This is a genomic window from Gilliamella sp. W8128, from assembly GCF_016100545.1.
Classification (GTDB): Bacteria; Pseudomonadota; Gammaproteobacteria; order Enterobacterales; family Orbaceae; genus Gilliamella; species Gilliamella apis.
In genome coordinates, this window is the sequence record NZ_JACFSE010000004.1 from 46,665 (window position 1) to 63,131 (window position 16,467).

At 34.4% G+C, this 16,467-nt stretch carries 13 protein-coding genes and 4 tRNA genes; 11 read left to right on the top strand and 6 right to left on the bottom strand.

Features of this window, described 5'->3' with window-relative positions:
- Positions 1–136: 136 nt before the first annotated feature.
- The 8 genes from recA to H3U97_RS04870 all read left to right on the top strand — a co-directional run bounded on the left by recA (position 137) and on the right by H3U97_RS04870 (position 5,353).
- Positions 137–1,183, top strand: a complete 1,047-nt coding sequence (gene recA / locus H3U97_RS04835) for a recombinase RecA (protein ID WP_034903468.1) — start codon at positions 137–139, stop codon at positions 1,181–1,183.
- Positions 1,183–1,683, top strand: coding sequence for a regulatory protein RecX (locus H3U97_RS04840; RefSeq protein ID WP_198198407.1), 501 nt, complete (start codon positions 1,183–1,185; stop codon positions 1,681–1,683). Before recA ends, H3U97_RS04840 begins: the two co-directional genes overlap by 1 nt.
- Positions 1,684–1,875: 192 nt before the next feature.
- On the top strand, positions 1,876–4,509 hold the full coding sequence (gene alaS / locus H3U97_RS04845; RefSeq protein WP_198198408.1) for an alanine--tRNA ligase: 2,634 nt from the start codon (positions 1,876–1,878) through the stop codon (positions 4,507–4,509).
- 142 nt (positions 4,510–4,651) lie between these two features.
- The gene (gene csrA, locus H3U97_RS04850; RefSeq protein ID WP_065578109.1) at positions 4,652–4,852 is read left to right on the top strand and encodes a carbon storage regulator CsrA; all 201 of its coding nucleotides are present in this window, start codon (positions 4,652–4,654) and stop codon (positions 4,850–4,852) included.
- A 123-nt stretch (positions 4,853–4,975) separates the two neighbouring features.
- Positions 4,976–5,068: transfer RNA gene (locus H3U97_RS04855), tRNA-Ser, on the top strand.
- Positions 5,069–5,085: 17 nt separating this feature from the next.
- Positions 5,086–5,162, top strand: a tRNA-Arg gene (locus tag H3U97_RS04860).
- A gap of 18 nt (positions 5,163–5,180) precedes the next feature.
- Positions 5,181–5,257: transfer RNA gene (locus H3U97_RS04865), tRNA-Arg, on the top strand.
- Between the two features lie 19 nt (positions 5,258–5,276).
- Positions 5,277–5,353 (top strand) — tRNA-Arg (locus H3U97_RS04870).
- A gap of 626 nt (positions 5,354–5,979) precedes the next feature.
- Here H3U97_RS04870 and H3U97_RS04875 read toward each other — a convergent pair.
- Positions 5,980–6,249 (bottom strand): DUF4190 domain-containing protein, encoded by a 270-nt coding sequence (locus tag H3U97_RS04875; RefSeq protein ID WP_034903477.1) that lies wholly within the window; start codon positions 6,247–6,249, stop codon positions 5,980–5,982.
- Between the two features lie 706 nt (positions 6,250–6,955).
- Between H3U97_RS04875 and serS the strand changes: the two genes are divergently transcribed.
- Both serS and rarD read left to right on the top strand, forming a co-directional pair.
- Positions 6,956–8,248 carry a serine--tRNA ligase gene (gene serS, locus H3U97_RS04880; protein ID WP_198198409.1) on the top strand — a complete coding sequence of 431 codons (1,293 nt, stop codon included), beginning with the start codon at positions 6,956–6,958 and terminating at the stop codon, positions 8,246–8,248.
- A 71-nt stretch (positions 8,249–8,319) separates the two neighbouring features.
- The gene (gene rarD / locus H3U97_RS04885) at positions 8,320–9,216 is read left to right on the top strand and encodes an EamA family transporter RarD (RefSeq protein ID WP_198198410.1); all 897 of its coding nucleotides are present in this window, start codon (positions 8,320–8,322) and stop codon (positions 9,214–9,216) included.
- 47 nt (positions 9,217–9,263) lie between these two features.
- On the opposite strand, the gene pflA is transcribed toward rarD, so the two are convergent.
- From pflA to H3U97_RS04910, 5 genes are all read right to left on the bottom strand, one after another.
- A complete protein-coding gene (gene pflA / locus H3U97_RS04890; protein ID WP_232343745.1) occupies positions 9,264–10,040 on the bottom strand; it encodes a pyruvate formate lyase 1-activating protein in 777 nt (258 codons plus the stop codon).
- A 245-nt stretch (positions 10,041–10,285) separates the two neighbouring features.
- On the bottom strand, positions 10,286–12,568 hold the full coding sequence (pflB, locus tag H3U97_RS04895; RefSeq protein WP_065578112.1) for a formate C-acetyltransferase: 2,283 nt from the start codon (positions 12,566–12,568) through the stop codon (positions 10,286–10,288).
- Positions 12,569–12,632: 64 nt separating this feature from the next.
- Positions 12,633–13,481, bottom strand: a complete 849-nt coding sequence (focA, locus tag H3U97_RS04900; protein WP_034902976.1) for a formate transporter FocA — start codon at positions 13,479–13,481, stop codon at positions 12,633–12,635.
- A gap of 200 nt (positions 13,482–13,681) precedes the next feature.
- Complete coding sequence (gene mltC / locus H3U97_RS04905; protein ID WP_198198411.1) at positions 13,682–14,752, bottom strand: membrane-bound lytic murein transglycosylase MltC; 1,071 nt, start codon at positions 14,750–14,752, stop codon at positions 13,682–13,684.
- An 8-nt stretch (positions 14,753–14,760) separates the two neighbouring features.
- Entirely contained in the window at positions 14,761–15,030 is a 270-nt protein-coding gene (locus tag H3U97_RS04910; RefSeq protein WP_086320942.1) for an oxidative damage protection protein, read from the bottom strand.
- A gap of 193 nt (positions 15,031–15,223) precedes the next feature.
- On the opposite strand from H3U97_RS04910, the gene H3U97_RS04915 reads away from it, so the two are divergent.
- Positions 15,224–16,435, top strand: a complete 1,212-nt coding sequence (locus H3U97_RS04915) for an aspartate aminotransferase family protein (RefSeq protein ID WP_198198412.1) — start codon at positions 15,224–15,226, stop codon at positions 16,433–16,435.
- Positions 16,436–16,467 lie beyond the last annotated feature (32 nt).

The window sequence follows — 16,467 nt, forward strand, 5'->3', positions numbered from 1 at the left end:
ATTAATAAATATTAAGAAAATTTGTGAGTAATTTCACATAATTAATCAATTTAAGGCTGTTTATAAAAAAAACTTGATACTGTATAACAATACAGTATAATGTGTTTCATATCCTTACTTATTGGAATTTAATTATATGAATGAAAACAAACAACGAGCACTTTCAGCAGCATTAAGTCAAATCGAAAAACAATTTGGTAAAGGTTCAATAATGCGTTTAGGCGACACACAAACCTTAGATGTGGATGCCGTTTCAACTGGTTCTTTGGGATTAGATATAGCATTGGGTATTGGCGGCTTACCAATGGGCAGAATTGTTGAGATCTTTGGACCTGAGTCATCAGGTAAAACAACGTTAACATTATCAGTTATTGCACAAGCACAAAAAGAAGGTAAAACCTGTGCATTTATTGATGCTGAACATGCTTTAGATCCAATATATGCTGCAAAATTAGGGGTTCAAGTTGATGATTTATTAGTTTCACAACCAGATACAGGTGAACAAGCGCTTGAGATTTGTGATGCATTGGTTCGCTCTGGCGCAGTAGATGTCATTATTGTCGACTCAGTCGCAGCATTAACACCGAAAGCGGAAATTGAAGGTGAAATGGGTGACTCGCATATGGGATTACAAGCACGTTTAATGTCTCAAGCATTACGTAAATTAACCGCTAACATCAAAAATGCTAATTGCCTTGTCGTTTTCATCAACCAAATTCGTATGAAAATTGGTGTTATGTTTGGTAATCCTGAAACAACTACTGGCGGTAACGCATTAAAATTCTATGCTTCAGTGCGTTTAGATATCCGTCGTACTGGTGCAGTAAAAGAAGGCGAAGATGTTATCGGTAGTGATACTCGTGTAAAAGTGGTTAAAAACAAAGTCGCTGCACCATTTAGACAAGCTGAGTTCCAAATTCTTTATGGATGTGGTATATCAAAAGAAGGCGAATTGATTGATTTAGGTGTTAAACATAAATTAGTTGATAAAGCCGGTGCATGGTATAGCTATAATGGTGAGAAAGTTGGACAAGGTAAAGCTAATTCAATTAAGTTTTTACAAGAACATCCTGAAATCGCTACCGAACTTGAAACCAAATTGCGTGATTTATTATTAAATAGTCCAGCTGTTTTCTCTGCTGAAGATGAAGAATCTACAACAGAAGATGAAAATTTCGAATAATGTCACACAATCTTAATAAATTAATTTTAGCTAAAGCTGTGCAATTACTTGCACAGCGTGATCACTCTTCATATGAACTTACCAGAAAATTAACTTTATTTTTTAGTAAAAAAATAAAATGTATAGAAGATGATTATCCAGAAGAATTAAGCCAATTAAAGATACAAATAGAACATGTTATTAAACATTGTACTCATCAACATTGGATGGATGATGAGCAATATATTGAAAAATATATATTTATGCGTGCGAATAAAGGTTATGGAAAATATAAAATTAGTTTGGAATTAAAGCAACGAGGATTATCATCCGATCTTAATAAAAAGCTATTAAATTTAGCTGATATTAATTGGTCTGAGATAGCTTATCAACAATTGTTGAAAAAGTTCAAACTTATTGATCCTAAAAATAATCAACAAAAACAAAAAGTAGCACAGTATTTAACCTCTAGAGGTTTTACACCAGGTGATATAAAAACTGTGTATAGTTTGTTGACTTAAACTATTATAGTCCCTACAATACTAAACAGAATGAATGCCCATTGCGTAAAAAAGCTCTCAAGATCTTTTAATTTTATTCCTTACTAATAGTAATTAGTTCAATCGCTGTATTAAGAATATTTACTTTTCAACTTAAGTTGTAACGGGTATATTACTATGTCTAAAAATTTATCGTTTAATATGGAAGCATAAATGAAAAGCACTGCAGAAATTCGTCAAAATTTTCTTGACTTTTTCCATAGCAAAGGACACGAAATTGTTGCGAGTAGTTCCCTTGTTCCACACAATGACCCAACACTTTTATTCACAAATGCGGGAATGAATCAATTTAAAGATGTTTTTCTTGGTATTGATAAACGGTCTTATACCAGAGCAACGACATCACAACGTTGTGTGCGAGCTGGAGGCAAACATAATGACCTTGACAATGTAGGATATACTGCTCGGCATCATACTTTTTTTGAAATGTTAGGAAACTTTAGTTTTGGCGATTATTTCAAACATGACGCGATTCATTTTGCATGGGAATTACTTACCAGTGAAAAATGGTTTAACCTACCAAAAGATCGTTTGACAGTAACCGTGTATGAAACCGACGATGAAGCTTATGCAATCTGGGAAAATGAAATTGGTATTCCCAAAGAACGTATTATTCGCATAGGTGATAATAAAGGTGCACCATATGCATCTGATAACTTTTGGCAGATGGGAGATACCGGGCCTTGTGGACCTTGTACTGAAATTTTTTATGATCATGGTGATCATATTTGGGGAGGCCCTCCAGGAAGTCCTGAAGAAGATGGTGATCGTTTTATTGAAATTTGGAACATCGTTTTCATGCAATTTAATCGCCATGCTGATGGAACAATGGAACCGTTACCTAAACCTTCCGTTGATACAGGGATGGGGCTTGAACGAATTGCGGCAGTATTACAACATGTCAATTCAAATTATGATATTGATCTGTTTAAAAAATTAATAAAAGATGCTGCGCAAATCATCAAAACTAATGATTTAGAAAGTAAATCATTACGAGTTATTGCTGACCATATCCGCTCTTGTGCTTTTTTAGTTTCTGATGGAGTTTTACCTTCCAACGAAGGTAGAGGCTATGTATTACGTCGAATTATTCGCCGAGCTGTACGTCATGGACATATGCTAGGCGCTAAAAATATATTCTTTTATAAGTTAGTTAAGCCGTTAATTGATGTAATGGGAAGTGCCGCTAATGAATTAGCAAATAACCAAAAATTGGTTGAAGAAACTCTAAAAATAGAAGAAGAACAGTTCTTAAAAACATTAGAACGAGGCTTATTTTTACTTGATCAAGAGTTAGGTAAGATTACTAATGCAATACTACCTGGAGATGTTGCGTTTAAACTGTATGATACTTACGGTTTCCCATTAGATCTTACTGCTGATGTATGTCGTGAAAAAAATATCACTATTGATGAAGACGGCTTTAATCAATGCATGGAAGAACAACGAAAACGAGCTCGTGAATCAAGTTCATTTAGTGTTGATTATAGCAATATGATTAAACTTGATGATAAAACTGAATTTTTAGGGTATAAATTTACCGAATCATCAGGAAAGGTCATTGCAATTTTTCAAGATGGAAATAAAGTTGAAGCTATCAATGCCGGCGATACCGCAGTTGTCATCTTAGACAAAACACCGTTTTATGGTGAATCAGGCGGGCAAGTTGGTGATAAAGGAGTATTAAGCTCAGCAAATCTATTATTCGATGTGACTGATAGCCAAAAATATGGCAAAAGTATCGGTCATATTGGTAAAGTCACCAAAGGAACATTAAAAGTTGGTGATATTGTAACCGCTGCAATAGATGTAGAACTACGGGAACGTATCCGTCGTAACCATTCAGCAACACATTTATTGCAAGCTGCTCTACAACGTATTTTAGGAAATCATGTACATCAAAAAGGATCACTAGTTAATGACAGTTACCTTCGATTTGATTTCTCGCATAATCAAGCTATTACGCAAGAACAAATTGTTGAAATTGAAAATCTAGTTAATCAACAGATACGTCGTAACTTGCCAGTCGACATAGAACTGATGCCTATTGATCAGGCTAAAAATAAAGGTGCTATGGCATTATTTGGAGAGAAGTACGAAGATATTGTTAGAGTATTAACCATGGGCGATTTCTCTATTGAACTTTGTGGTGGCACACATGTTGATAGAACTGGAGATATAGGCCTATTTAAAATCACTTCTGAATCAAGTATTGCCTCAGGAGTACGTCGCATCGAAGCCACATCAGGACAAAATGCGATGGATTATATACACCATGAATCCAATTTATTAAATCAAATTGGACAATTGGTCAAAAGTGATAAATCAGCGGTGTTATCACGAATTGAGCAATTGCTCGATCAAACTAAAGCATTAGAGAAAGCAATGGAGCAGCTAAAAGCCCAACAAGCTAGCCAACAAAGTGGGCAATTGCTTGATCAATGCGAAAAAATAAATAATAAAAACTTGCTAATTGCTAAACTTGATAATGTCGAAGCAAAAATGTTACGCACTATGATTGATGATTTGAAAAATCAATTAAAAACCGGCGTAATTATTTTAGCAGCTGTTAATGGTAACAAAATCAATTTAGCTGCCGGTGTAACTAATGATTTATTAAGCATTGTTAAAGCTGGTGAATTAGTATCTCAATTAGCATTAAAAGTAGGTGGTAAAGGTGGTGGGCGGCCTGATTTCGCCCAAGCAGGTGGAATGGATCTTTCAGCGTTACCAGAAGCGTTATCTTCTGTGAAAAAGGAAATCAGTAATAAATTACAAGCAAGTTAGCCAGATGTGCTCCAGTGTTTGTTTGTTAATTAAACATTAGAGTATTTCTGTAAATTCCGTCTTTCTATCTTATTGATGGGGGGCTGACGAAGCTATATCTTAAATTGTTTGGATATATACTTAACTGATATTAGGAGATCTAATGTTAATTTTAACTCGGAGAGTAGGTGAAACACTTATAATTGGTGACGATGTTGTTATTACCGTTTTGGGCGTGAAAGGTAATCAGGTCAGAGTCGGTATTAATGCACCTAAAGAAGTTTCTATTCATAGAGAAGAAATATACAACAGAATTCATCAATCGCAAGATAAAAGTGATGAATTAGTTCAACCCAAAGAGTAATATTGGGTACGAAATAAACAACTAGCACGTGTTCTTAAAAAAATGTTTGACTTATTTTTTCTAGAACGTAATATGTGCGCCACACATTATGATTTTGTTGTTGAAGCAAAATCATAATGTTTTGGTGAGATGGCCGAGAGGCTGAAGGCGCTCCCCTGCTAAGGGAGTATGCGGTCAAAAGCTGCATCGAGGGTTCGAATCCCTCTCTCACCGCCATTTACAAATTAAAATATGCATCCGTAGCTCAGCTGGATAGAGTACCCGGCTACGAACCGGGCGGTCAGGGGTTCGAATCCCTTCGGATGCACCATTTTATAATATTCAATACGCATCCGTAGCTCAGCTGGATAGAGTACCCGGCTACGAACCGGGCGGTCAGGGGTTCGAATCCCTTCGGATGCACCATTTTTTTACGAACTTACACGCATCCGTAGCTCAGCTGGATAGAGCACTCGGCTTCGAACCGAGCGGTCAGGGGTTCGAATCCCTTCGGGTGCGCCATTAAGCATCCAAAAGCATTTCGATTTCTTACACTCAAAAAATTATAATTTATATAAAATCCAGCTGAACTGATAGCCATGCCTTGATCTCCATTAGATATTTCTCTTTATATATTTTGATAAAAACGAGGGACAAGAATAAGACAATTACTTTGTTAATAATCATCAACACTGTTTATAGATTGAAATGATATGTATATAAGAATAATCTTTTAAATATAAATCTAATAAAACACAAAATATAATAAACTTGATTAACTACCCTACCTACCCCCTTACCTGACTCAAAAACGGCTAATAACGCTCATTTATAGCCTTTTAAAAAGCATATAATCTATGACTGTACTCGTTATACCTTATCCAATCCAATCATTACTGTAAAATTCGAATATCGCGAGATGAATAAAAAACTCAAAAGGCAATAGTTAAACATGCAGAAAAAATCTAGATGAAACGTTTTATGGATTAAAAAGAAATGATTCTATATTTAAAAAGAATACGACATAAATGAAAATATAGATTTGCAAAGATAGAAAAATAACAAATTTATTATATTTTACTTTTAGATCAAAAAAAGCTGACTTTGTCAGCTTCAATTAATAATAATTTTATATTTTAGTTATATAATTAGGCAAATGATAATAATGCGCCACCAATCACAACTATCAATAAGACCCATAGTGCAATAGCAATAATTCCGCAAACCATCCCGGCTGTAGCAAAACCAGCACCATTTTTATTATTATTTCTTATATCGCCCTTAGCAATAGCGCTTAACACTATAGCAACAATAGCCACAGCAATACTTAAAAGTCCCATTGGAATTAATGATACAATCCCACAAATCATTCCTGCTATAGCAAAACCACTTGTTGGTTTATTCTGTTGTTGTTCCATTTACCTTCTATCCTGTAAAAATTTTGAAAAGTTAAAATAAATAAATAGCAATTAAGTATAATATTATCGTTTTTGCAAATCAATATAAGATCCATTCAATGCGAACTATCACCAATTATCAAATAGTTCACTGAATCCCTCAAAAAACTTATAAGGGATAGTTGATGAAAAGAAAATTGTCGATAACAATAGTAATCCAAACGAAACAGCTAAAAATTCTAATAATATCTACATTAGAAAAATATAGTTTCAGTAGTAAATAAACGATTTAAAATTTGGTTTATTACTTTTGAAAAATAGAATAATAAATTTTATAGACTGAACAACGTTTTTAATATTATATATTTTACTAAAAAATGACTGTTAATAACTTGTATTTGTATTTGCTTTTATTAATAATAGTCACCTGAAAATATTAAGCAAGATACACAACAGTAACAAACACAAAAAATAATAAATTTTATATGTATAGTATTTTGACATATAACGAATGATTATTTTCTTATCCAATTAAATAAATTTATGAATATCATTTAGCGTTGTTCGGGCCTGCCACTTCGGTTGAATCCCAAAACAATTCTAGTATACTTAACTCACGAATTTCATATGTGTTATTAATCATACTTTTTTATTTATATGTTTTGTTAGCTGTACTAAAATAAGAAATTAAATAAATAACATTAATAAACAATAATGGACTCTTTTTATGTTGGACCCAAATTTACTTCGAAATGAATTAGATCTCGTTGCTAGCAAATTAGCACGTCGTGGATTTAAATTAGATGTTGAGACAATTCGACAACTTGAAGAAAAACGTAAAACACTACAGGTTGAAACAGAAAACTTACAAGCACAGCGCAATGCACGCTCGAAAGCAATTGGTGAAGCCAAAGCACGTGGCGAAGATATTTCAACACTGCGCGAAGAAGTAAACAAACTTGGCGAGAAGCTTAATAGCGCAAAAATAGAGCTTGATAAACTTCTTAATCAAATTAAAGATATTTCTGCCAACATTCCTAATATTCCTAATGATTCAGTGCCAGATGGTAAAGATGAGAATGATAATGTTGAAGTTTCTCGTTTTGGTACCCCACGAACCTTCGATTTTCCTATTCAAGATCATGTTGCATTAGGTGAACGTTTTGGTGGTCTTGATTTTGCTGCTGGTGTAAAATTAACTGGTGCTCGTTTTGTGGTAATGAAATCACAAATAGCACGTTTACATCGTGCAATTACGCAATTTATGCTAGATCTACATACCGAACAACATGGTTATGCTGAAATTTACGTACCATATCTAGTGAATCAAGCTACGCTTTTTGGAACAGGTCAATTACCTAAATTCGCAGGAGATCTATTCCATACTAAACCTCTTGATGAAGAGTCAGAAAGCAGTAATTATGCACTAATTCCAACTGCTGAAGTACCAGTTACTAATTTAGTGCGTGATGAGATTCTTGATGAAAGCGTATTACCATTAAAAATGACAGCTCATACACCTTGTTTCCGTTCTGAGGCCGGATCCTATGGTAAAGATACCCGTGGCTTAATTCGTATGCATCAATTTGATAAAGTCGAACTTGTACAAATTGTTAAACCAGAAGAATCAATGCAAGCATTAGAAGAATTAACTGCACATGCTGAAAAAGTTTTACAATTATTAGAATTGCCATATCGTAAAATTGTACTTTGTACTGGAGATATGGGCTTTGGTTCTTGCAAAACTTATGATTTAGAAGTTTGGGTACCAGCACAAAATACTTATCGTGAGATATCTTCATGTTCAAATATGTGGGATTTCCAAGCACGTCGTATGCAAGCCCGTTACCGCAATAAAGCTGATAATAAAACCTATTTAGTACATACACTAAATGGTTCAGGTTTAGCTGTTGGACGTACACTGGTTGCTATAATGGAAAATTATCAACAAGCAGACGGAACAATTAAAGTACCATCAGTATTAGTGCCATATATGAATGGCCTTGAAGTTATTGGTTAGTTTTATAATTTCATATATTCATTGTAGCGCTATTCATTAGCGCTATTTTTTTATTAATTAAGGTAAATAAGATGATAAAAGGTGTTGCATTATCAATCCTAGCATCATGTCTTTTTGGTTTGTTGTATTACTATCCAGTATTATTGCAACCTTTATCTGTAGTAGATATTTTTTGCTGGCGATTATTAACATCTTTTCCGGCTATTATTGTCTTAATTCTGATTGAAAAGCAATGGTCATCTATATCTGCCCTCTTTATTCGAATTAAACATCAGCCATTTCTTTTAGTTGGGTTATTGTTTTCTTCTTTCCTACTGACTATTCAAATGCTTATTTTTATTTGGGCACCAATAAATGGTCATGGATTGTCAGCTTCTCTTGGCTATTTTTTATTACCATTAAGTATGGTGGTCTTTGGGCAAATTTTCTATAAAGAAAGGCTAAGTATTTTTCAAAAAATTGCGGTACTACTCGCTAGCATAGGTGTTATATTAGAAATCTATATTACTGGCGCTTTTTCTTGGGAAACGGCGGTCATCGCCTTGGGTTATCCTATTTACTTTATGACACGACGTAAATTGCAAATAGAAGGTATTGCAGGAACATTTTCAGACTTCTTTTTTATATTTATCGGCTGTCTGATTTATTTTCTTTTACATTATCCTTGTAATCAGATTATAAGTGATTTATCTCATTTCCATATTTTTATCCCAATGCTCGGTATTATTACCGCCATCGCCTTTGCTATGTATTTCGTAGCTAGGCGACTATTACCGCTTGGACTATTTGGATTACTAGGATATGTGGAGCCAGTATTACTTACTGTTGTTTCTGTATTATTTTTACATGAATCAGTATCTAGTGAACATATTGTGTCATACGGACTGATTTGGCTATCTGTTTGTGTCCTGGCGCTTGAAGGCATCCTCTATCTGTTACGGGCGGTGAGAAGGAAAAGATTAAAATAGAAGGTTAACAGGCGCGATTTTAAGCGCCTTATTTATGTTGAAGTTTTTTATTTGCTAAATGTCACATACTGACCGTAACTTTCAATAATTGCTTGAATTCGATCCAATGTTTCTCGTGGTGGAGCTTCTACACCTTCTAACATATATTTATCACCCAGTGTATCCCATTTATATGCACCGAGCTTATGGTATGGAAGTAGTTCAACTCTTTCGATATTTTCCATTCCTTGAATAAACTGACCGAGTAAATGAGCAGAATTATCATCATCCGTCCATCCCGGCACAACAACATAGCGGATCCAAGTTCGTTTATTTATTTTTTGAAGATATTTAGCAAATTCTAAAACTCGTTTATTTGGAACACCTACCAATTTTTGGTGTATCTCATCATTTATTTGTTTCAAATCAAGCATCACAAGATCTGTTACTTCCATTAACTCTTCAACGGTATGATCAAGTTGTCTTGCATAACCATTAGTATCTAAACAAGTATGAATTCCCTCAGCATGACAAGCTTTAAACCATTCAGTGATAAATTCTGATTGTAAGGTTGCTTCACCACCAGATGCAGTCACACCACCACCATTAGGCATAATAAAATTTTTATAAGTGATGATCTCTTTCATCAGCTCAGCGACAGTAATTTCACGCCCTGCTTTTAAATCCCACGTATCACGATTGTGACAATATAAGCATCGCATTAAGCATCCTTGAAAGAAAACAATGAAGCGAATACCCGGTCCATCAACTGTACCAAAAGACTCAAAAGAGTGAATACGACCTTTAATCGGTTGTTGTGTTGTCATAATAATATTTTTTTCCATAACAATTCTCTGATAATTGCTTACATTGCTCTTTTTTCTTATTTTAACTCAGTTAGACTAATGTTTTCACCAATTACACCAATAAGTGAGAAACGATATTAATTTAATTATAGTGAATATATATCAAGACAAATAAATAAAATAGCTTTGCATTATCCAATAACGTTTTTTAGCAAAAAATTTTAACTACAAAAAAATAGCGCCCCTAAAGGACGCTATTTAATTTAAGTTTATTATTAACTAAACTACATTGATTGAGTGAAAGTACGTGTAATAACGTCTTTTTGTTGCTCTTTAGTTAATGAGTTGAAACGTACTGCATATCCAGATACACGAATAGTTAGTTGTGGATATTTTTCTGGATGTTCCATCGCATCTAATAATGTTTCACGATTTAATACGTTAACATTTAAATGTTGACCACCTTCAACTGTTGCTTCGTGATGGAAGTAACCATCCATTAAGCCAGCTAAGTTACGTTTACGTGCGTCATCATCTTTACCTAATGCATTAGGAACGATTGAGAAAGTATATGAAATACCATCTTTAGCGTAAGCAAAAGGAAGTTTAGCAACAGAAGTTAATGAAGCAACCGCACCTTTTTGGTCACGTCCGTGCATTGGGTTAGCACCTGGTCCAAATGGCGCACCAGCACGACGTCCGTCTGGAGTGTTACCTGTTTTCTTACCATATACTACGTTTGAAGTAATAGTTAACACAGACTGAGTAGGAATTGCATTACGATAAGTTTTAAGTTTTTGAATTTTCTTCATGAAACGTTCAACTAAATCAACAGCAATGTCATCAACACGTGGATCATTGTTACCGAATTGTGGATATTCACCTTCGATTTCAAAATCAGTTGCTAAACCATCTTCATCACGAATAGTTTTTACTTTCGCATATTTAATTGCAGATAATGAGTCAGCTGCAACAGAAAGACCAGCTATACCACAAGCCATAGTACGAATAATATCACGGTCATGTAGCGCCATTAATGATGCTTCATAACTATATTTATCGTGCATATAGTGAATTGCATTTAAAGCTGTCACGTATTGTTTTGCTAACCAATCCATAAAATGATCTAAACGAGCGAACACTTTGTCAAAATCAAGATATTCGTCAGTGATTGGATCTTCTTTAGGACCAACTTGCATTTTTAATTTCTCATCCACACCGCCATTGATTGCGTATAGAAGGGTTTTAGCAAGGTTTGCACGAGCACCAAAGAATTGCATTTGTTTACCAACAATCATTGGACTTACACAACATGCGATAGCATAGTCATCGTTATTGAAATCAGGACGCATCAAGTCATCATTTTCATATTGTAAAGATGAAGTATCGATAGATACTTTAGATGCAAATTCTTTAAATCCAGAAGGTAATTGTTCAGACCAAAGAATTGTCATGTTTGGTTCTGGAGAAGGACCCATTGTATATAGAGTATTTAAGAAACGGAAAGAAGTCTTAGTTACTAATGTACGACCATCAACACCCATACCTGCAATAGATTCTGTTGCCCAAATTGGGTCGCCTGAGAATAATTCATCATATTCAGGAGTACGTAAGAAACGAACCATACGTAATTTCATAACGAAGTGGTCAACAATTTCTTGCGCTTCTTTTTCGGTAATTAAACCAGCTGCTAAATCACGTTGGAAGTAGATATCAAAGAAAGTAGAAGTACGACCAAGAGACATTGCTGCACCATTTTGAGATTTAACAGCAGCTAAATAACCAAAATAAGTCCATTGCACAGCTTCTTGTGCTGTAGTTGCTGGTGCTGAAATATCGAAACCATATTTCGCTGCCATTTCTTTAATTTGACCAAGTGCACGATGTTGTTCAGCAATTTCTTCACGACGTTGCATGGTCATTGGTAAATCAACGCCATTTTCAAAGTCAGCTTGTAATGAAGTAAATTGTGCAAATTTATCTTGCATTAAGTAATCGATACCGTAAAGCGCAACACGACGGTAGTCACCAATGATACGACCACGACCATAAGCATCAGGAAGACCAGTGATTACACCTGATTTACGACAACGTAGGATATCTGGAGTATAAATATCAAACACACCTTGGTTGTGAGTTTTACGATATTCAGTAAAGATTTTTTTAACTAATGGATCTAAAGTTCTATCGTAAGCTTTACAAGAATTTTCGATCATTTTGATACCACCAAACGGGATAATTGCACGTTTTAATGGTTTTTCAGTTTGTAAACCGACAATCTTCTCTAAATCCTTTTCGATATAACCTGCATCATGAGCAGTGATAGTAGAGATTACACTGGTATCAAAATCAACTGGCGTATGAGTGGAGTTTTCAAATTTGATACCTTCCATCACTTTATCCCACAATTTAGTGGTTGCTTCTGTAGCGCCAGCTAAGAAAGATTCATCACCCTCATAAGGTGTGTAATTTTTTTGAATGAAATCGCGAACATTGACATTATTTTGCCAATCACCCTCTTTAAATCCTTTCCAAGCCTTTGCTTGTACTTCATTTAAATTACTCATAGTTATTAACCTCAGGTTTACAAAAATATCTATCTACTCTTACATAAGGGTAAATATTATAAAATCAATGTGGCTTACGTAGATGTAAAGCCCAATTAGGAACGGCGACTAATAAGCCCCCTAAAATATTCCCGATAGTAACAGGAATTAAATTATTTACAATAAAATGCTCAACTGTTAGTGCTTTAAAGGTATCAGGAGCGACCCCGACAGCAGCCCAAAACTCAGGTGACGCAAAATTATTAATTACAATTCCCATAGGAATCATAAACATATTTGCAATGCTATGTTCAAACCCACTGGCGACAAACATAGCTACAGGTAGCACCATAATTAGCATTTTATCAAGTAAACTACGACCAGCATAACTCATCCAAGCAGCTAAACACACCATTAAATTAGCTAATAAACCAAGGAACACCGCTTCGATGAAAGTATGGTGTAATTTATGATCTGCAGTTTGTAAGACATTTAATCCCCACAAACCATTGGCAACCATATATTGCCCAGAAAACCAAATAATTGCTACAAACAGTATAGCACCAATAAAGTTACCAATATAGACAAAAATCCAGTTACGAAACATTTTTACCCAACTTATTCTATGCGTCATTTTAGGTAAAATAGTTAAAATGGTTGAAGTAAATAGATCCGTTCCACAACAAACGACAAGCATCAAACCAAGCGAGAAACAGATACCGCCAACTAATTTAGCAAGTCCGAAAGCAACGGTTGCTGTACCGGTGGTTGCAGTAATATAGAATACGAAGGCGATGGAGATAAAAACACCTGCAAGAATAGCAGATAAGATAGTACTACTAGGGTGTTTATTAACTTTATAATTGCCAAGTTCTTCGGCGATTTGGGTCATTTGTGCGGGAGAAAACGAGTCCACAAGCTTATCATTACTCAAGTTGACATCCTCAAAAAAACTATGCTTTTATGAGGCGCATAGTATACTCCAAAATTAACGTAGATCACGTTTTTTTTATTAAAAATCTTTAAAACTTAAAAAATCATTAGTTATTAATAATATTAATTATATATAAGATAGCCACTCTTTGTATCTCTTATCTAGATTAAAAAAGTGGCTAATAATCGTTAAGTAATTAATTATTTGTTATCTAAGATTTTACTTACTTTCACTAAATAATTACGTGATTCTTGAGAAACATGTGAGGTCACTAATTTTCGATAAACTTGTTGTGGTGTCATCGAGTTAATAATATTAATAGCTTCATTTCTATCATTAGAAAAAGTACGCAATACACTACCAGCACCACCATTATAGGAAGTGATCATTGCATATCTTAATGAAATTGGATTATTTATACCGGCTAAATACTTAGTCTTCAACAGTGATAAATAAGCGGTTCCCATATCAACATTATTACGTGGATCGAGTAAAAATTGACGGCTAGGTTCGCCTGATTTTCCTCGTGAATTAAAGATATCTCGGCCGGCAGTATGTTGTTGAACTTGCATTAATCCTAACGCATCAGTACGACTGACTGCATAAGGGTTAAATGCAGATTCTACTTCCATGATAGCTAAAATTAATCGTTCATCAATAAAATAACGATTTGATGCTTCAGTAACAAGTGGTAAAAATTTTCTTGCTCGTTCATTAATATGATTTGGAACTAGCTTGATTTCAACATAGGTAATTTTATGAGAACCAGATGAACGGACTTTTAGATTATTGGCAAGTAAATAATCAGCAAAACTATTCGCCCTACCACTCCAACGAATTGGCTGTCTTTCTTGGTCAAGAACTTGGTTATATAAAAATGGTTCTCCTGATAAGTTCTGACTTATTTTATCATGGCGAATAATATCAACTGGCTCTGGCATAAGTAATGTCGAAACAATCGCATCTTTTAAATAAGCTAAAGGAGTATCAGATAAAGTCTCAATTGTTATTACACCTGAAACAAAATTAATGTGGACTCGTGTTTGCAAATTATCTTCATACTGAACATAATCTTTTGGTCCGGCAATAAGAATTTCTTTGGCCCCCCAAATTTGTTCTATATTATTTGCATACTGACTGATTAAAATATTAAAAGCATTGGTATCTTTTATATAATAATCTTCATCAGTACTTTTGTTTTTCGAACCAGGACAAGCTGTTAATAATGTTACGGAAATGAGTAAAGTAATAATTTTATAGTTATTTTTCATTTTAGCTCTCAATTTTCAGGTTTATACCCATCAATAACCACATCTTCACCTTCAAATAAAAACTTAACCATTTCGGTTTCTATTTTTTTACGATGTTCTAAATTCATCATATTGAATTTATTTTCATTAATTAACATTGTTTGTTTTTTAAGCCATTCTTGCCAGGCAATCTTTGAAATTTCATTATAAATACGTTTACCCAATTCACCTGGATAAAGCTGAAAATCTAATCCTTCGGATTCTTTTTTTAAATAATGGCAATAGATAATGCGACTCATATTTATTCCTATCTTATCGACGATTATTAATTAACCGTTGATTATACCCGAAAATAATTACAGAAAAGAATAAAATATATAACTTTATTTTAAATGAATATAAATTCAATAATTATGAATAAATATTAACTTTACTATCTTTTTAAATAACATAAAATATAAAATGACCGTTGGTTAAAATAAGGATTAAATAATGCAGCCCGAAATTACACGAGATCTGTTTGATAAAGTAATTCTACCCGTTTATTCACCCGCTAGCTTTATACCAGTGAAAGGAAAAGGTAGTCGAGTATGGGATCAAAATGGTGAAGAATACATCGATTTTGCTGGAGGTATAGCGGTTAATGCTCTCGGCCATTGCCATCCTCAGTTAATCAATGCTCTACAGCAACAAAGTGAAAAATTATGGCATGTTAGTAATGTTTTTACCAATGAGCCTTCACTACGACTTGCCCAAAAACTTATTGAAAATACATTTGCGGACCGAGTTTTTTTTGCTAACTCAGGTGCTGAAGCAAATGAGGCTGCTTTTAAATTAGCAAGATACTATGCGGCTGAAAAATATAGTCCCTATAAAACTAAAATTATCGCTTTTTATCAATCTTTTCACGGTCGCACCCTTTTTACCGTTTCCGTTGGCGGGCAAGCTAAATATTCCGATGGTTTTGGGCCGAAACCGGCTGATATTATTCATGTTCCTTTTAATGATTTAGATGCTGTTAAAGCAGTAATGGATGATCATACTTGTGCTGTAGTATTAGAACCAGTGCAAGGTGAAGGAGGATTAAGCTCTGCCACACCAGAGTTTTTAAAAGGTGTTCGAGCACTTTGTGATCAATATAATGCCCTATTAGTCTTTGATGAAGTACAATGCGGTATGGGGAGAACTGGTAGTTTATATACTTATCAACAATATGATGTCATTCCTGATATTTTAACTTCCGCTAAAGCTCTCGGCGGTGGCTTTCCTATTAGTGCAATGCTAACCACAAATGAGATTGCATCGGTAATGCATCCTGGTGTTCATGGTACCACTTATGGTGGAAACCCACTGGCCTGTGCCGTTGGTTGTGCTGCCTTCGATATCATTAACAACCCAGAAGTACTTGAAGGTGTCCAAACACGTCGGGCAATGTTTATTGAACAACTTGAAACCATCAATGATAAATTCAAAGTATTTCGAGAGTATCGAGGTAAAGGCTTGCTTTTAGGTGCTGAATTACAACCTGAATTTCATAGTAAAGCGCGAGATTTTTTAAATTTTGCTACCGAGTATAAAGTAATGATACTTAATGCTGGGCCAAATGTACTACGTTTTACGCCATCTTTAATTATCTCGGAAGATGAAATAAAAGAAGGCATGAACCGATTTAGAAAAGCAGTCGAAAAAGTTGTCAATTCTTAAGTTTTTCTATACAGTAACGGCATTTTAAGTGA